This is a genomic window from Cupriavidus sp. D39 (assembly GCF_026627925.1).
In the GTDB taxonomy this organism is placed as follows: domain Bacteria; phylum Pseudomonadota; class Gammaproteobacteria; order Burkholderiales; family Burkholderiaceae; genus Cupriavidus; species Cupriavidus ulmosensis.
Genome location: NZ_JAPNLE010000009.1, coordinates 5,082,106 through 5,099,390, shown reverse-complemented (window position 1 = coordinate 5,099,390; position 17,285 = coordinate 5,082,106). Strand labels below are relative to the sequence as shown.

Annotated in this window: 13 protein-coding genes and 3 pseudogenes; 9 read left to right on the top strand and 7 right to left on the bottom strand. The window is 66.8% G+C overall.

Translation table 11 applies throughout. From position 1 onward, the window contains the following. Positions 1 to 35: 35 nt before the first annotated feature. Positions 36 to 824 (top strand): UDP-2,3-diacylglucosamine diphosphatase, encoded by a 789-nt coding sequence (locus OMK73_RS35820; RefSeq protein ID WP_267606155.1) that lies wholly within the window; start codon positions 36 to 38, stop codon positions 822 to 824. Between the two features lie 109 nt (positions 825 to 933). Here OMK73_RS35820 and OMK73_RS35815 read toward each other — a convergent pair whose 3' ends face one another. Further along, positions 934 to 2,160, bottom strand: a complete 1,227-nt coding sequence (locus OMK73_RS35815; protein WP_267606154.1) for an RNA-guided endonuclease InsQ/TnpB family protein — start codon at positions 2,158 to 2,160, stop codon at positions 934 to 936. Positions 2,161 to 2,182: 22 nt separating this feature from the next. Between OMK73_RS35815 and tnpA the strand changes: the two are divergent. Further along, positions 2,183 to 2,599: pseudogene (gene tnpA / locus OMK73_RS35810) on the top strand (IS200/IS605 family transposase). 81 nt (positions 2,600 to 2,680) lie between these two features. Here the strand turns inward: tnpA and cysE are convergent. From cysE to OMK73_RS35795, 3 genes are read right to left on the bottom strand one after another with little or no spacing between them, the layout of a single operon-like run. After that, a complete protein-coding gene (cysE, locus tag OMK73_RS35805) occupies positions 2,681 to 3,601 on the bottom strand; it encodes a serine O-acetyltransferase (RefSeq protein WP_267606153.1) in 921 nt (306 codons plus the stop codon). A 31-nt stretch (positions 3,602 to 3,632) separates the two neighbouring features. After that, entirely contained in the window at positions 3,633 to 4,214 is a 582-nt protein-coding gene (locus tag OMK73_RS35800; protein WP_267606152.1) for a PrpF domain-containing protein, read from the bottom strand. Between the two features lie 4 nt (positions 4,215 to 4,218). Beyond that, positions 4,219 to 5,214 (bottom strand): RNA methyltransferase, encoded by a 996-nt coding sequence (locus OMK73_RS35795; RefSeq protein ID WP_267606151.1) that lies wholly within the window; start codon positions 5,212 to 5,214, stop codon positions 4,219 to 4,221. 155 nt (positions 5,215 to 5,369) lie between these two features. Between OMK73_RS35795 and OMK73_RS35790 the strand changes: the two genes are divergently transcribed. Next, entirely contained in the window at positions 5,370 to 6,191 is an 822-nt protein-coding gene (locus OMK73_RS35790) for an inositol monophosphatase family protein (RefSeq protein ID WP_267606150.1), read from the top strand. Between the two features lie 39 nt (positions 6,192 to 6,230). Here the strand turns inward: OMK73_RS35790 and OMK73_RS35785 are convergent, their stop codons facing one another. Next, positions 6,231 to 6,536, bottom strand: a complete 306-nt coding sequence (locus tag OMK73_RS35785; protein WP_267606149.1) for a hypothetical protein — start codon at positions 6,534 to 6,536, stop codon at positions 6,231 to 6,233. A gap of 1 nt (position 6,537) precedes the next feature. Continuing rightward, positions 6,538 to 7,245, bottom strand: a pseudogene (locus OMK73_RS35780) (pyridoxamine 5'-phosphate oxidase family protein); the annotation flags it as partial. A 161-nt stretch (positions 7,246 to 7,406) separates the two neighbouring features. On the opposite strand from OMK73_RS35780, the gene OMK73_RS35775 reads away from it, so the two are divergent. Together OMK73_RS35775 and OMK73_RS35770 are read left to right on the top strand one after the other, a co-directional pair. Next, entirely contained in the window at positions 7,407 to 8,882 is a 1,476-nt protein-coding gene (locus OMK73_RS35775; protein WP_267606148.1) for a PLP-dependent aminotransferase family protein, read from the top strand. Between the two features lie 153 nt (positions 8,883 to 9,035). Next, a pseudogene (locus OMK73_RS35770) lies at positions 9,036 to 11,001 on the top strand (APC family permease). Positions 11,002 to 11,021: 20 nt separating this feature from the next. Here OMK73_RS35770 and OMK73_RS35765 read toward each other — a convergent pair. Continuing rightward, positions 11,022 to 11,447: a universal stress protein gene (locus OMK73_RS35765; protein WP_267606147.1), complete on the bottom strand. Its 426-nt coding sequence runs from the start codon at positions 11,445 to 11,447 to the stop codon at positions 11,022 to 11,024. A 446-nt stretch (positions 11,448 to 11,893) separates the two neighbouring features. Here OMK73_RS35765 and OMK73_RS35760 point away from each other — a divergent pair, with 446 nt between their 5' ends. The 4 genes from OMK73_RS35760 to OMK73_RS38565 are packed head-to-tail and all read left to right on the top strand — an operon-like array spanning position 11,894 to position 17,225. Continuing rightward, a complete protein-coding gene (locus tag OMK73_RS35760; RefSeq protein ID WP_267606146.1) occupies positions 11,894 to 11,989 on the top strand; it encodes a potassium-transporting ATPase subunit F in 96 nt (31 codons plus the stop codon). 38 nt (positions 11,990 to 12,027) lie between these two features. Next, positions 12,028 to 13,950: a potassium-transporting ATPase subunit KdpA gene (gene kdpA, locus OMK73_RS35755; RefSeq protein ID WP_267606145.1), complete on the top strand. Its 1,923-nt coding sequence runs from the start codon at positions 12,028 to 12,030 to the stop codon at positions 13,948 to 13,950. 58 nt (positions 13,951 to 14,008) lie between these two features. Then, the gene (kdpB, locus tag OMK73_RS35750; protein ID WP_420715694.1) at positions 14,009 to 16,039 is read left to right on the top strand and encodes a potassium-transporting ATPase subunit KdpB; all 2,031 of its coding nucleotides are present in this window, start codon (positions 14,009 to 14,011) and stop codon (positions 16,037 to 16,039) included. Positions 16,040 to 16,085: 46 nt separating this feature from the next. Next, positions 16,086 to 17,225 carry a potassium-transporting ATPase subunit C gene (locus tag OMK73_RS38565; protein ID WP_324291804.1) on the top strand — a complete coding sequence of 380 codons (1,140 nt, stop codon included), beginning with the start codon at positions 16,086 to 16,088 and terminating at the stop codon, positions 17,223 to 17,225. Positions 17,226 to 17,285: the final 60 nt, after the last annotated feature.

Genomic DNA, 17,285 nt, shown 5'->3' with positions numbered 1-17,285 from the left:
ACCATGACGTCAGGCCAGCTTCTCTTTCCAACCGCATGACTGTGACCCCATCCACCCCGGCCGCCGGCGCCCTCGCGGTGCCAGCGCCGGCGTGGTTCATTTCCGACCTGCATCTCACCCCCGGCATGCCGCGCACGCTGGCGTCCTTCGAGCACGTGCTCGAACGCGCGGCGCAAGAGGCGCGCGCCCTGTTCATCCTGGGTGATTTTTTCGAATTCTGGGTTGGCGACGAAGAAACCGACAGCCCCTTCGCGGCGCAGGTGGCCGCCAGCCTGCGCCGGCTTGCCGAGCGCGGCGCCAAGGTCTACCTGATGCACGGCAACCGCGACTTCCTGCTGGGGCAGCGCTTTGCGCGCGCCGCAGGCGCCACCTTGCTGCCCGACCCCACCGTGATCGATTGCGCCGGCCAGCGCGTGGTGCTCAGCCATGGCGACATGCTGTGCACCGACGATGCGCGCTACATGCGGTTTCGCCACTGGACCCGCAAACGCTGGGTGCAGCGTGCCTTCCTGTCGCTGCCCTTGACGCTGAGGCTGCGCGTGGCGCGCCGCCTGCGCGCGGACAGCGAGGCCGGCCGCACACAGGCCCGCCGCGATGCCCCGCCCGATTACGGCGACACCACGCCGCAGGCCGTGGCCGCGCTACTGCGCGCAAGCCAGGCCCCGGCCCTGGTGCATGGCCACACCCACCGCCCCGCCCGGCATGAAAGCCCGGAAGGCGTGCGCTGGGTGCTGACCGACTGGGACCTCGACGGCAAGCGGCCGCGCGCCGCCGTGCTGCAACTCGACGCGGGTGGATTCAGCGTGCTGCCGCAAGTGGGCTGACGCCGAATCCCCCTTCCCTGCTGCATCCGTCTGCTTCGTCAAATCACTTCTTGACATCCTCCCCTCCCTCGGCCTGCGGCCGCCGCCTTTCGGCGGAAAGGGAGGGATTCTACGGCGCTACGCAGATATTTTGCGTAGCCGCTTCGGTGGGTTCCTGCTTCATAGAGCGGCCTGACTGCGCCGGCTCTCCACAGGCTGCAACGCGGTGTCCCCGCGCCAAAACGGTAATCGCGCCGACCAGGTCGGCATGCTCCTCGAACCCGCACGCCACACAGGCGAACCGAGCTTGGGTCTGCCGGCTCTCGGCAGAGACATGACTGCAACGCGGACAAGTCTGGCTGGTGTGCTGCGGCGGCACTGCAATAAGCCAGCCGCCATTCCACGCCAGCTTGTACTCGAGCTGGCGACGGAACTCGAACCAGCCTTGGTCGAGGATGGCTTTGTTCAGGCCAGACTTGGCCCGAACGTTCTTACCCGGCGCCGCGGTGCTTCCCGCCGCAGACCTGGACATATTTCCCACCTGCAAGTCCTCGATGCACACCATCGCGTGGTTTTGGCTGATCGTGGTCGTGGCTTTGTGCAGGTAGTCCCGGCGGGCATTGCTGATGCGGGTGTGAATTCGCTGGACACGGGCTTTCGCCTTCTTCCAATTGCTGCTGAACTTTGTCTTGCGGCGCATTGCGCGCTGGTAGCGGCGCAGACGGGCCTCGTGCTTCTTGAAGCTGTTGAGCGGCGCGAGGTAGGTGCCATTGCTGAGCGTAGCGAAACGGGTAATGCCCATGTCAATCCCGATAGCACTGGTGGCCTGCGGCACCGGCTGCTCCACTTCCCGCTCGGTCTGGACCGAAACGAACCACTTGCCACCCGACCGGCATACCGTGGCGTTCTTGACCTTGCCCAACACATCCCGGCAATTGCGATAGCGCAGCCAGCCCAATTTCGGCAGGAAGATTCGTCCGTTAGTCTGGTCGAGCTTGATCTGCTTCGAGTCGGGGTAGCGGAAGCTGTCGCGCTGCCCTTTCTTCTTGAAACACGGATAGGCGGCGCGTTTGCCGAAGAAGTTCTTGTAGGCTCGCTCCAAAGCCTTGAGCGCATGTTGCAGCGGGTGAACCGGGGAATCCTTGAGCCAAGGTGTCTCCGTTCCATTACGCCACTCGGTCAGGCGCTTCGCCATTGCGACGTACCCGATGAACTTGCCGCCCGCTTCGTAGTTCTCTTTCTGCAACGCCAGCGCCTTGTTGAATACGAACCGGCACGACCCCGCGAAGCGGCGCATGTCGCGCTGCTGTTCGCCGGTCGGCATGAGTTCGTATTTGAAAGCCTGGAGTCGTTGCATCGGGCCATTTTAGACTTGACCCATGGGAAAGAACCAGAACATTCGGCACGGCAAGCATTGCGTTTTCCTGATGCACGTGCATTTGGTCTTCGTGACCAAATATCGGCGCAATGTGTTCACCAAGGAGATACTCGGCGACAAGCGCGGCATCTTTGCCAGCGTCTGCTTGGATTTCGAATCCGAACTGGTGGAGTTCGACGGCGAGGACGACCATGTTCACTTGCTGGTGAACTATCCGCCCTAGGTCTCAGTGTCATTCTTGGTGAACAGCCTGAAAGGCGTGTCCAGCCGCACGATTCGAGAAAAGGGATACCCCAGCATCCGCAAGAAACTATGGGGCGGCGCTCTCTGGTCGCCGTCCTACTTCGCTGGAAGCTGTGGCGGTGCGCCTATCGAGATTGTGCGGCAATACATCGAACAGCAGAAAATGCCGCACTAAGCTCAGCATTGGACGCCTACGGCGTCCGCGCTATCCTTCCTCGACCTGAAAGGCCGAGGTTTGACGCGCATCCCGATCAACTCACTTCATCAACTTGCGCAGCTCGCTCGCATCGAAGCGGTCGTTCGGCGTGTTCTCGAGATGCTCGCCCAGGCGATCCAGCGCGGCCATCACGGTCTCCAGTCGCTCGTGCTGCTGCGCCGCGTTGTCGATCAGGCTCTTGAGCGCGAGCGAGACTGGGTCGTCCGCGTTTGGCGTGATGCCATAGGCGGAGAACTCCTGCTTGGCGCCCTGCTGCCCGCTGGGCGCGTCCGGCAAGATGATGCGCGCCGGAATGCCGACCGCGGTGGCGCCCGGCGGCACCGGCTTGAGCACCACGGCATTGGAGCCGATGCGCGCGCCGTCACCGATGGTGTAGCCACCGAGCACCTTGGCCCCAGCGCTCACCACCACATTCGCACCCAGCGTGGGATGGCGCTTCACACCCTTGTAGAGCGAGGTCCCGCCCAGGGTCACGCCCTGGTAGATGGTGCAGTCGTCGCCGATCTCCGCGGTCTCGCCCACCACCACGCCCATGCCGTGATCGATGAACACGCGCCGCCCCACCTTGGCGCCGGGGTGGATCTCGATGCCGGTGAAAAAACGGGCCCAGTGCGAAATCCAGCGGCCCAGCCAGTGAAACCCTCCATTCCAGCAGGCATGCGCGAAGCGATGGAACATCACGGCGTGAAAGCCGGGATAGCAGGTCAGTACCTCCAGACGGCTGCGTGCGGCGGGGTCGCGCCGCATGATGGCGTCGATATCTTCCTTCAGGCGAGTGAACATCTTGGTCGTGTCGTGTTGCCACGCGGTGCGCCGCGCGCCCTGGGTCACCAGGGCTGGCGCGCGATCGCCAGCATGGTCATTGGCCGGTGAAAACGGGATCAGGGAGTGTAAGAGATTTGCTACCCTGCTGCCGCCATGGACATTGACTGCAATGACGCCGACTGGTCCGCGGGACATGTGGAACATCCGGGACAGGCGGCGCCTGCGATCAACATCGCTCGGGCACGTGAACCAGGCCGGTCATCAGGCGGCGGGCGCTGGTGGGGCGCGAAGGCAATGGCGCACCGGCCGGCGCGAGGTAGTCGAGCACGATCCCGGCCGCCGCAAACGGCAGGCCGTCCTCGGCAAGATCGCCATCCTCGAGCGGATGGCCATTGCGGCAAGGCACGCGGGCAACGCAGGCCTGGCCCACGTTCTGCTGCCAGATGCGCACGGGGGTGACGCTGTCGCGCGCGGGCACGAAACCGCGCCAGATCGCGAACGGGCCCGCCGCCGCCAGCAGGTCGCCGCTATTGCCGGCCCAGTCGATGCGCGGCTCGCCGATGGCCACCGCGCCGAACAGGCAGTCCACATCGCAATCGGGACGCTGCGAGGAACGCACCAGCACGACCTGGCTGGTGCTGGCAGTGGCGCCGCCCATGCCATCGCTGTGCCGGCCATGCGGATCGGGCGAGCCGATCACGCGCAGCAGCACGCCGTCGCGGTCGCCCGGATCGGTGGGCAAGTCGTCAGCCAGGAAGAAGACGCCTTTGCTGGTGCCGCCACGCATGTAGTAGGCCGGAATCTCCACCTGCTCACTTCTCCTGTTTGGTTGGCGCCCGTGCGCCGGGGCCTTGCGCGGCCGCCAGCATGTGCTTGGCGATGCCCCGCAGGATATTGACTTCCTCGCGCTCCAGCCCGCTGCGTGCGAGCAGCCGGCGCAGGCGCGGCATGAGCTTCTTCGGGCTGGCCGGATCGAGGAAGCCGATGGCTTCCAGCCCCGACTGCAGGTGGCCAAACATGGCCTCGATCTGCTCGGCCGTGGCCGGTTCGCCAGCATAGCCGATCTCGGCGAGCGGCGTCGCCCTCACCTCCAGCAGCGCCAGGCGCATCTCGTAGGCCACCAGTTGCACGGCCTGGGCAAGATTGAGCGAGGTGTAAGCGGGATTGGCGGGAATATGGGTGACCGCCGAGCAGCGGTCGACCACCTCGTTGGGCAGGCCGAAACGCTCATTGCCGAACACGAAGGCTACGTGGGCACCGACGGCGGCGGTGCTTTGCTGGGTGGCTTGCGGGGTTGCTTGCAGGGCGGCAATGCGGGCCCCGGCCTGCGCCACCGCGTCGCGCGGCAGCAGGCGGGGCGGCCCGAACTCGCGCTGGCGTGCAGTGAGCGCCACTGCGTAAGCGGTGCCGGCCAGCGCGGCCTCGATGTTCTCGACGATCACCGCGCCCGCCAACACGTCGTCGGCGCCACTGGCCATGGCGATGGCATCCGGATGCTCGCGCACCGCCGGCTCACGTGGCGAAACCAGCACCAGGCTGCCCGGCTCGGTACCGAAACCCATGGTCTTCATGGCCCGCGCGACGGCACCGACATTGCCGGGGTGGCTGGTCTCGACCAGCACGAAGCGCACGGCGGCGAACGCGGCGGGGGCCGTCAGGGCCGCAGCGGCTGCGGCCTGCGCAGCGACAGCGGAAACTGCCTGGGAAGTCGCGCCAGATGGGGGATCAAGCTCCGGGCCGGCCGGGGTAGCGGGGGCTGCGGCGGGGGCGCCGCTGGCGTCCGCGCTCGTCTGGTTCTGCGGGTTCATATACAATTCAGGCTTCATCTTCGGTGCGCCGCCCGTTTTATGCGATAGCGACGCGCCCGTTCTTCTACAATCCGTTGTGTTGTCAGCCGCCCCGAAGGGCAGCGCGCCGGCCTTTTGCGCCAGGCCGCGCACCCTTGGCCGGCCTGGAGAGATTCATGCATCCGATGCTAAATATTGCCGTCAAGGCGGCCCGCAAGGCAGGTTCCGTCATCAACCGCGCGTCGATGGACGTCGACCGGGTTCAGGTCTCCCGCAAGCAGCACAACGATTTCGTCACCGAAGTCGACCGCGCCGCCGAGGCCGCGATCGTCGAGATCATCCGCACGGCCTACCCGGATCACGCCATTCTAGCGGAAGAGTCCGGCCAGTCCTGGGCCGAGGGCGAAGAACCCACCAGCGAATACGTCTGGGTCATCGACCCGCTCGACGGCACCACCAACTTTATCCATGGCTTCCCGCAGTATGCGGTTTCCATCGCCCAGTTGCACAAGGGCGTGCCGGCACAAGCCGTCGTCTACGATCCGTCGCGTGACGAACTCTTCACAGCCAGCAAGGGGGCCGGCGCGTTCCTGAACAACCGCCGCATCCGTGTGTCCCGCCGCGACAAGCTGGCCGACTGCCTGATCGGCACCGGCTTCCCCTATCGCGACATGGAAGGCCTGGACCAGTACATGGAACTGTTCGCGCTGATGACGCGAAGCTGCGCCGGCCTGCGCCGCCCGGGCGCCGCGGCGCTGGACCTGGCCTACGTGGCCTGCGGCCGCACCGATGGTTTCTTCGAGCAAGGCCTGCACCCGTGGGACATGGCCGCCGGCATGCTGCTGGTGACCGAGGCCGGCGGCCTGGTGGGCAACTACTCGGGCGAAGCGCGCCAGCTCGAGCAGGGTGAAGTGCTGGCCGGCAACCCCAAGGCATTCGCGCAGATGGTGCGCCTGCTGTCCCCGTTCTCGGTGGACAACGCCAAGCCGGCCCGCTAAGGACCTCGGCAGCGACGCAGCGCGGCCGCCTGGCCGCGCTCAGCGTAACGGGCGCGGCGGCGCCCCGGCAGGATGCCAGATGCCGAGTGCCACGCCGCCCACGATCATCGCCATCGCGCCCAGCAGCGGCCGCCCAAGCGGCTCGCCCAGCGCCAGGGCCGAACACAGGCTGCCGGACACCGGCACCCCCAGCAGGCCGAGCGACGTCGCCATGGCCGGCAGTGCGCGGTTCACCGTGGTCAGCGCCAGGTAAGCCAGCGCGATACCGAACACCCCGCCGTACAGCAGCCCCACCACGGCCAGCAGCGCGATGGCCTCTCGACGTGAAAGCACAGGGATGGCCATGGCGTGCTGCCGGCTCAAGCATCGACTGCGACTGTCCTGCCCGGCACCTCCGCCTCGGCGCAAGCGCCCTCCCCCAGTGCCGCACATAATCCGGCACGCTGCGCTGCAAGCCATCCGGCACCGGCCGTTGCCCCTGCAGGCTCAGCGGCAGCACGCCCGCCCATACGGGCAACGCCATATCGGCCTCGTCATCCTTGGGCCCGCCGCTGCGGATCTTGGTGGCCGCCTCCTCCAGCCCGATGCGCAACACCGTGGTCGCCGCCAGCTCATTGGCATCCCCTGGCCTCGCCTCGCCCGAACGCCCCACCGCAATGCGCTCCAGGAAGGCATCCATCGCCGCCGCCTTCGCCGCGCCACCCACCACTTCAAAACTGCCGTAGATCACCGCCGAGCGGTAGTTCATCGAATGATGAAACGCGGATCGCGCCATCACCAGGCCGTCGAGGTGCGTCACGGTTACGCAGACCTGGCTGCCTGTCGCGGCCAGCTTCAGCATGCGGCTGCCATTGGAGCCATGGATGTAGAGGTGCTCGCCCTCGCGCCAGCACGCGGTGGGAATGCAGTGGGTGCCGTGATCGTCGGTGAAGGCCAGGTGGCACAGGTAAGCATCGTCGAGGATCGCATGCAGGGTCGCGCGATCGTAATGGCCGCGCTCGGCAACGCGCCGCACGCGGGTACGCTCGCTCGGCGGCATGGGTTTCTGGCTCATGGTGGCTCCTTGTCATGGGGTTGGGGGTGGGCTTGCCGCACGGCAATGCATCGCGTTGCGGCGATGCAGCCAAGATAGGGTTTTCGTGGCACCATGGCTAGACCCAACGAACGCACGGTTTTTAGAACCACGGAAAACACGGAACCCACGGAAACCACGATATGGACTACGGCCTGCTGGTCTCGACCTTCACGCGCCAGCTCGATGGCCGCAAGCTCACCCAGCAGCGGCTCCTGTACGAATGCCTGCGCGGCGCCATCCTCGACGGCAGGATCGCCCAGGGCAGCCAGCTGATCGCCACGCGCACGCTGGCGGCGGAGCTCGGCATGGCACGCAACTCGGTGATCTACGCCTACGAGAGCCTGGCGGCGGAAGGCTTCGTGGTGCCGACGCGGCACGGCACCACAGTGGCGCGCGTGGGCCTGGTGCAAGCCGGCCACAGCGCGGGGGCGGTCAAGCGCGTCGCCGCGTTGTCGCAGCGCGTGCGCGGACTGCGGCGCGATGCCGACGGCATGCACGACCTGCTGCCTTTCGTGCCGGGCGTGCCCGACCTCGATGGCTTTCCGCTGGCCGCGTGGCGGCGCTGCATCGAACGCGCCTGGCGCCAGCTCGGTCCCCGCCATCTTGGCTATGGCAAGGTCGAAGGGCAGCCCGCGCTGCGCCACGCCATCGCCGAGTACCTGAAGGTCTCGCGCGGGGTGCGCTGCGACATGGACCAGGTCTTCATCACCGACGGCACGCAGACCAGCCTGGACCTGTGCGCGCGCATCCTGGCCGATGCCGGCGACACGGCCTGGATCGAGAATCCCGGCTACGGCGGCGCGCGGGCCGCCTTCCAGTCGGCCGGGCTCGTGCTCGAGCCTGTGGCGGTGGATGCGGACGGACTGGCGCCCCGCCCCGAGCAGTGGCGCGACGCCCCGCCCCGGCTGATCTACATCACACCATCCCATCAGTATCCGCTGGGCTCCATCCTCAGCCTGGAACGGCGCCTCAAGCTCATCGAAGATGCCCGCGCCGCCGGCGCCTGGATCGTCGAGGACGACTACGACAGCGAGTTCCGCCGCGGCGGCGTGCCGCTCTCGGCCGTGCAGGGGCTCAGCGAGGATGCGCCGGTGATCTACCTGGGCACGTTCAGCAAGACCATGTTCCCGGCGCTGCGCCTGGGCTTCATGGTGGTGCCGCGCTACCTGGCCGAGACCATCGCCGGCACGCTTGGCGAGATCACCCGGCGTGGCCACGTGGCCGAGCAGATCGCACTGGCCGACTTCATCGACAGCGGCCAGTTCGCCCGCCACCTGCGCCGCATGCGCCAGCGCTACGGATTGCGCCGCGACGCCCTGGAGGCTGCACTGGCGCGCCACCTGCGCGGCAGCGTGACGGTATCGGCCAGCGCTGGCGGCATGCACCTGTCCGCGCGCCTGGAACTGCCTCTTGCCGATACCGTGGTCACCCGCGCGGCCCGCGCGCAAGGACTGATCGTGCGGCCGCTGAGCACCTACCGCTTGCCCGGCACGCCGCTGGCGCAGTACAACGGCTTCGTGTTCGGCTACGCCGGCGTGCCGGCCGGCGCCATCGACGGGCTGATCGCGCGGCTGGCACAGGTGATCGACGCGCTGCGGGGCGAGCCGGCGTCGTAGCACGGCGTTGAACCCGTGCTTGCGAATCGGCCTGCTCGCCGCCTACATTACTTCCATGGGAGCGCCGAGCTCCCGGTGCTGGCACGCGGGCAGCGACGCCGCCAGCCGCAATCGCGTCCCGATCGCGTCCCAATCGCATCCCAGGTGGCGAACATGGCGGCATTGTCGAAGTGGTGGAGGCACCTGGCCGGCAAGCCGCTCGACCCGCTCGCGCCGGAAACCCGCCACGCGATCGCCGTGGTGCCGGTGCTGGCCTGGGTGGGGCTGGGCGCCGACGGGCTTTCCTCCTCGTGCTACGGGCCCGAGGAGGCATTCCTGGCCCTTGGCACCCACACGCCGCTGGCACTCTTCCTTGCCCTTGCCACCGCCAGCACGGTATTCATCATCGCGGTCGGCTACAACCAGGTCATCGAGCTGTTCCCCACCGGCGGCGGCGGCTACCGCGTGGCCACGGCCTTGCTGGGGCCGCGCCCCGGACTGGTGTCGGGCGCGGCGTTGCTGGTCGACTACGTGCTCACCGTCGCGACCTCGCTGGCCAGCGGCGTCGACGCGTTCTTCAGCCTGCTGCCGGTCGAGGCGCAACCCCTCAAGCTGGCAACCGAGCTGGCGATCGTGGTCATGATGACGGGCCTCAATTTCCGCGGCATGAAGGAATCGATCCTGGTGCTGATGCCGATCTTCCTGGCCTTCGTGGTCTTGCATCTCGGGCTGATCGTGTATGGCGTTGCCGCGCACGGCGATCACCTTGGCGCGGTCGTGCCCAACGCGATTGGCGAGGCGTCCGGGATGTCGCAGGCGATGGGGCCGATCGTGGTGGCTGCGCTGCTGATGCGCGCGTTCTCGCTGGGTGGTGGTACCTACACCGGGCTGGAGGCAGTTTCGAACAACGTGAACATGCTGGCCGAGCCGCGGGTGCCGAACGGCAAGTGGACGATGTTCTACATGGCGACTTCACTGGCCTTCACGGCGGGCGGGATTATCTTGCTGTATATGCTTTGGAATGCATCCCCGGTGGAGGGCAAGACGCTGAACGCCGTGGTCTTCGACCGCATCATCGACCATCTCGGCTTCGGCTCGGCATGGTCCCGCCATGCGTTGCTCGCGGTGCTGCTGGCCTCCGAGGCCGGGCTGCTGCTCGTGGGCGCGCAGACCGGCTTCCTGGACGGCCCGGCGGTGCTGTCGAACATGGCAGCGGACTACTGGGTGCCGCGGCATTTCCGCGATCTCTCCGCCCGGCTGGTGCGGCAGAACGGCGTCATCGTCATGGGCGTGGCCAGTTTGCTGATCCTGCTGTGGACGCACGGCCAGGTTGCGGTCCTGGTGGTGCTGTACAGCATCAATGTGTTCCTGACCTTCAGCCTGTCGCTGCTTGGCCTGTGCATCTACTGGTGGCGCCATCGCGGCGAGCCGCGCTGGATCGTGCGCTTCGCCCTCTCTCTTGGGCTTGACGGTCACCGCTACGGTCCTGGTGATCACGCTGGTGGAAAAATTCACCGCCGGCGGCTGGCTGACCGTGCTGGTAACGGGCCTGGTGATCGCATTGTGCGTGCTGGTCAAGCGGCACTACACGACCATCCGCACCGAGCTCGCCCGTGCGGATGCCCTGTTCGCCGGCAGCCCGCCGCTGGTCGATGCCAGCCGCGTGCGGCCGCTCGACCGCACATTGCCCACCGCGATCGTACTGGTGGGCAAGCATCGCGGCGCCAGCATGCATGCACTGCTCTGGGTCGAGCGCCTGTTTCCGGGACACTTCAAGAACATGATCTTCCTGGCCGTAGGAGAGGTCGATGCGCAGAGCTACGAGGGCCAGGAAACCCTGCACCACCTTCAGCAGGCGATTGGCGAGTCACTGCGCTACTACGTCGCCAATTGCCAGCGCCACGGCCTGGCGGCCGATTCGCGTGCGGCATTCGGCACAAACCCGGTGCTCGAGTTCATGACGCTGGTCGATGCCGTGACGGCGGAGTACCCGAACAGCGTCTGCTTTGCCAGCAAGCTGATCTTCCAGCACGTCAATTTCCTCACCGCCAGGCTGCACAACCAGACCCCCGCCGAGCTTCAGGCACGGCTGCACCTGCAAGGAAAGCAGATGGTGCTGCTGCCGATGAACGTGGCGTGAGAGTGCCGTGAGAGTGCGAGCTACTTGACCAGTGTCACCGGCACGCTCGACATGCGTATCAGCTTGTTGGTCAGCCGTCCCGCCAGCAACGCGCCCACGGCCGTGCGCCCGGCCGTGCCCATCACGATGGCATCGCAGTCGTTCGCGGCCGCGGCCTGCGCAATGGTGTGCGCCACGTCGCCCACCTTGATCTGCGCAACATACCTGGCCCCGGCGTCGTCCAGGATGCTGCGTGCATCGCGCAGCGCAGCCTCCCCGCTCGCCTCCTCCAGCTTGCGCAACGCGGCCAGCGAGTGGAAGGCCGAGGCGCGACCGAATTCCAGCGGCGGCTGGACATTGAGCAGGACCACCTCGGACACACAGCGGTCCCGGAACATGAAGGCGGCATGACGCACCGCATCCAGCGCGTGCGCGGAGCCGTTGACGGGTACCAGAACTCTCAGCATGTCGCCCCCTTCCCTTGTCTCGATCCTTGATCGTTTCGCTACCGGCGTGTATCGGCCGGTCATCTCGATTCCATATAAGTTCGGATCCCGCAAAGATTCTGTAAAGACACAGATAGCCGCATATTTTTTTCGTAAACATCCTTCACCCGCGAACGCGCCGCGGCACGCCGCCTTTTTTGTTTTACGGAAATTTGACATCGGGCCCGCCCATCTTTACCGCATGATGCCGCCGGCACGGCTATAGCTAATGCAGATATCGCGCGCCCTCCCGTATCAGCCTCCGACGGGCCGGCACAGCGCTTCAGGCGACGTGGAGCACACGCTCATGAACCTCTTCTTATGGCTTCCCCTGCTGTTCGCGCTGGGCCTTGCCGGCATCGGCCTGTGCGGATTGTTCCTGCTCGGCTGCGAACGCATCTGAAGGCCGCCGGGGCGGCGCGATTGCATTGGAGATACCCACCATGACCTGGCTTGCCGCGGGCTTGTCCCTGTTCGTCTTTGTGTACCTGGTGCTGGCCCTGATCCGGCCGGAATGGTTCTAGCGCGGCGAAATTCGCCGTCACTTCCCGGAGCGACCTATGTGGACCCTCCCCTGCTCATCCTGGCCCTCGCCATTGCCGTGTCGATCCCGCTCAGCCGCTACATGGCGTGGATCATGGATGGCAAGTACCGGCCGCTGCCGGGCCTGCGCTGGTTCGAAGCGCGCCTCGATAGCGGGCCCCAGGACTGGAAGCAATACACGCTGGCCTTGCTGGTGTTCAACGGCTTGCTGTTCGTCTATGGCTACGTGGTGCTATCGCTGCAGCCCGTCACGCCGCTCAACCCGATGGGCCGCGGCATGCTGGCGCCATCGACCATCTTCAACACGGTCATCTCGTTCATCACCAATACCAACCTGCAGCACTACTCGGGCGACCAGCACCTCTCCAACTTCAGCCAGATCTTCTTCATCCTGCCGAACATGTTCCTGTCGGCGGCGGTTGGCTTGTGCGCGCTGGCAGCCATCATCCGCGCGCTGCGCGGCGAGCCGGCCCTGGGCAACTTCTTCGTGGACATGTGGCGGGTGGTGATCTACATGTTCTTGCCGGCGGCGCTGGTGTGCGGCGTGATCTTCATCCAGCAAGGCACGCCCATGACCTACCAAAGCGCGTACCAGGTGAGCACGCTGGAGCCAGCCGCGATGGGCACGGCCGACAATGGCGAGCCCAAGACGCAGACCATCATCGTCGGCCCGGTCGCGGCGGTGGTGCCGATCAAGATGCTCGGCACCAATGGCGGTGGCTTCTATGGCATGAACGCGGCGCATCCTTTTGAAAACCCGACGGCGGCCAGCAATGTGCTGACCACCGTTGCCATGATGGTGTTCCCGTTCGCGCTCGTGCTGATGTACGGCCGCATGCTCGGGCGGCTGCGCCACGCCGTGGTGATCTACGGCGTGATGCTGACCATGATGGTCAGCCTGATCGGCTGGACGATCTACTGGGACGCCTTGCAGCCCAATCCCGCGCTGACGGCGCATCCGGTGGCGCGCAGCTACCCGATGCCCGGCAAGGCAGCGGGCTCGCCCGCCATGCTGACGATACCGGCGCTGCCCGCACTGCCGGTGGACCAGCACCTGGGCAACCTGGAAGGCAAGGAACTGCGCTTTGGCACTTCCGCCGGCGCGACCTTTGCCGCCATCACGACGGATGTGACCTGCGGCGCTGTCAATGCCGAGCACGACAGCCTGCATCCGATGGCGGGGCTCCCGCCGCTGATCGGCATGTGGATCAATTGCGTGTTCGGCGGCAAGGGCGTCGGCATGATCAACCTGTTGCTGTTCCTGATCGTGGGCGTGTTCCTGGCGGGACAGATGGTGGGCCGCACACCGGAGTACCTGGGACGCAAGGTCGGCGCGCGCGAAATGAAGCTGGCCATGATCGCGCTGTTGATCCATCCGATCCTGATCCTGGGCCCCACCGGCATCGTCTCCGCGACCGACTGGGGCCCCAAGGCCGCGCCCAATGCCGGCCCGCACGCCTTCACCGAGATCACCTACCAGTTCTCCTCGGCCTCGGCCAACAATGGATCCGCCTTCGATGGACTGGCTGTCAGCTATGGCCCCAACGCCAACCCGGCCCCGCCACCGTCGGCCGTGCCGCTGGACGTGTCGACCGGCCTGGTGATGCTGTTCAGCCGTTACCTGCCGATCATTGCGCCGATCGCCATGGCGGTCTTCCTCGGGCGCAAGAAGGTGGCGCCGACGACCTTGGGCACCATGCGCGACAACACCCTGACCTTCGGCCTGCTGCTGCTGGGCACCATTGCCATCGTGGGTGCGCTGCTGTTCCTGCCGGTAGCAGCGCTTGGGCCGCTGGCCGAGTATCTCGGGCCGATCCCGTTCGGGGGTAGCCAGGAGCGCCCCCGGTTGCAGTGTTGCAGTGATGCCTCTATCGAAGGAACCCTGTCATGGCTAGCATCAAGACACCTCACGATGCGGTTGGCGGCCTGCCCACCGGGCTGAAGCCGTCGCGCAGCCTGATGCCGCACGAACTCTTCCCTGGCCGCTGGTGCGCACCGCCATGTGGCAGGCGGTGCTGGCGCTGCGGCCGGACGTGCAATGGAAAAACCCGGTGATGTTCGTGGTGGAGCTCGGTGCGCTGCTGACCCTGTTCTACACCGTGCAAGTGGCGTTGGGCCACGCCGTGAGCCAGGTTCCGCTGACCTACTTCGTCGCGCTCGACGGCTGGTTGTGGGCGACCGTGCTGTTTGCCAATTTCGCCACGGCCATCGCCGAGGAGCGCGGCAAGGCACAGGCAGAATCCATGCGCCGTACGCGCCACGACACGGTGGCCTACCGGCTGCAGGGCGATCGCGTGGAGACCGTCAGATCGACCAAGCTGGTGCCGGGCGACCTGGTGATCGTCAAGGCCTGGCAGATCATCCCCAGCGACGGCGAAGTGGTCGAGGGCGCGGCGGCGGTGGACGAATCCGCCATCACCGGCGAGTCCGCGCCGGTGATCCGCGAGTTCGGCGGCGACCGCACCGGCGTGACCGGGGGCACCATGGTGATCTCCGACGAAATCACCATCCGCATCACCGCGCGCGCGGGCGACACCTTCATCGACCACATGATCCGCCTGGTGGAAGGCGCGGTACGGCAACGCACACCGAACGAGATCGCGCTGACGCTGGTCCTGTCCGCCTTCACCCTGATCTTCCTGATCGTGGTGGTGCCACTGTGGCCGATGGCCCTGAACGCCGAGCAGTACATGACGTCGTACCTCGGGCTGGCCACGCCGCTCAAGAGCCTGGGCACCGATATCCCGACCCTGGTGGCCCTGCTGGTATGCCTGATCCCCACCACCATCGGCGCCCTGCTCGCGGCCATCGGCATCGCCGGCATGGACCGGGCGATGCGCGCCAATATCATCGCCAAGAGCGGCAAGGCGGTCGAGGTGGCGGGCGATATCGACACCGTGGTGCTCGACAAGACCGGCACCATCACTGTGGGCAATCGCCGCGCCACCCAGTTCCTGCCCGTGGCCACCTGCTCCGAGGCCGAGCTGCAGCGGCTGGCGGCGCTCGCCTCCGCCGGCGACCAGACTCCCGAGGGCAAGAGCATCGTGACGGCAGCCCTTGGCCGCAGCGCCAATGCACCGCCCCATGGCACCATCATCGTGCCCTTCTCGGCGCAGAGCCGCATGAGCGGCATCGACCTGCCGGATGGGAGCGTGCTGCGCAAGGGGGCGCCGGATGCGGTCCTGGCCCACGTCGGCAAACTCGGCGGCACGGTGCCGCCCGGACTGGACGCCATGCTCAGGATGATCGGCGGCAAGGGCGCCACGCCGCTGGTGGTGGCCTCCGGCAATGCCATCCTCGGCGTGGTGGTGCTGGAGGACGTGCTCAAGGAAGGCATCCGCGAGCGCATCCTGCACCTGCGCAAGATGGGACTGCATACCGTGATGGTGACCGGCGACAACGCCCTCACCGCCGCCACGATTGCGGACCTCGCGGGCGTGGATGAATTCATCGCGCAAGCGACGCCGGAGGCCAAGCTCACCTACCTGCGGCGCGAACAGGCCGAGGGCAAGCTGGTGGCCATGATGGGCGACGGCACCAACGACGCCCCGGCCCTGGCCCAGGCCGACGTCGGCCTAGCCATGAATTCCGGCACCCAGGCCGCCAAGGAGGCCGGCAACATGGTCGACCTCGACAGCGACCCGACCAAGCTGATCGAAGTGGTCGAGATCGGCAAGCAGTTGCTGATGACCCGCGGCGCGCTGACCACGTTCTCCATCGCCAACGACGTGGCGAAGTACTTCGCCATCGTGCCGGCGCTGTTCGCGGGCACGCTGCCGTGGCTCAAAGGGATGGACGTGATGCAACTGCACTCGCCCACCTCGGCCATCCTTTCGGCGGTGATCTTCAACGCGCTCATCATCCCGATGCTGATCCCGATCGCGCTCAAGGGCGTCACCTACCGGCCGCTGGGTGCCGATGCCCTGCTGCGGCGCAACCTCCTGGTGTGGGGGCTGGGCGGCGTGGTGGTGCCTTTCATCGGCATCAAGTTGATCGACCTGCTGCTGGTGGCGCTGCAGCTGGCGGGCTGAGGCTCGTGCCACGAAAGGACACGAAAGGACATGAAAGGAGAAAGCCATGTTTCGCCATGTCATCAAGAGCATAGGGTTGCTGGTCAGCGTGGTGGTGGTGGTGTGCGGCCTCTATCCGGCCGTGCTGTGGGTCATCGGCCAGAGCGCGTTTCCCTTCCAGGCCAACGGCAGCATGGTCGTCGGCCCCGATGGCAAGCTGGTCGGTTCCTTGCTGATCGCGCAGCCGTTCAGCAAGGACGAATACTTCCAGGCGCGCCCATCGGCGGTCTCGTACGACGCCTCCGCCTCGGGCTCGTCGTCGCTGGCGCCCAGCAACTACGCGCTGCGCGACCGCGTGGCGCGCTCGCTCGGACCGGTGGCGCGCTACGGCGGCGGGCCGCGGCAGGGTCAAGCGGTGGGGCCGGATGTGGAACGGTGGTTCCAGGCCGACCGCTTCCAGGGGCAGCCGCACCTGGTGGCGCAGTGGGCGCAGGCGCACGGCAGCCTGGCGCAAGCCTGGGTCAGCGCCAGCCCGGCGCATGGCGCCTATGTCGACGCCTGGGCAAAGCACAACCCGCAACGGGTGGCGGCGTGGGTCAAGGACAATCCAGGCACGCCGCAACCCAAGGCGCCCGACCTGGCCGTACCCTTCTTCGAAGCCTTCTCCATCGCGCAACCCGGCAGGTTCCCAACTGACGTTTCCCATCCCGGCGCGGACGGCAAGACCGTCAGCACGGTCGAGGCCGTGCGGGAAGGCAGCGACATCCAGTCGGTCTTCTTCGACATGTGGCGGCAGGACCATCCGCAAGCCGACATCGCGCCGGTGCCCGCCGACATGGTCACCACCTCCGGCTCCGGCCTGGACCCCGACATCACCCTGGCTAACGCACTATTCCAGCTTGAGCGCGTCGCGGGCGCATGGGCGCGCGATACCAAGCGCGACGCCGGCCCGGTGCGCCAGGAAATCGCAGACCTGTTGCAGCAGCGGGCCAAGGCCCCCTTGGCGGCCTGGCCGGCGAGCCGATGGTCAATGTGCTGGCCATCAACCTCGAACTGCGCAAGCGCTACGGCCAACCGGCGGGCTAGCGCGGCCTGCCCTGCCCGCGCGGGCTGCCGGCTCGCGCGGACCCCGCCCCTTCCCGCCCCCTCCCCCTTCCTGCACCCTTCTGTCCCCTTCTCGCCCCCTTCGGCGCCCGGCTCGCAGTAAAATGCTGGTTTATCCGCGCCCGCCCATCCACGGCGCCTGCCGCGCACGCCGCGCCAGGCC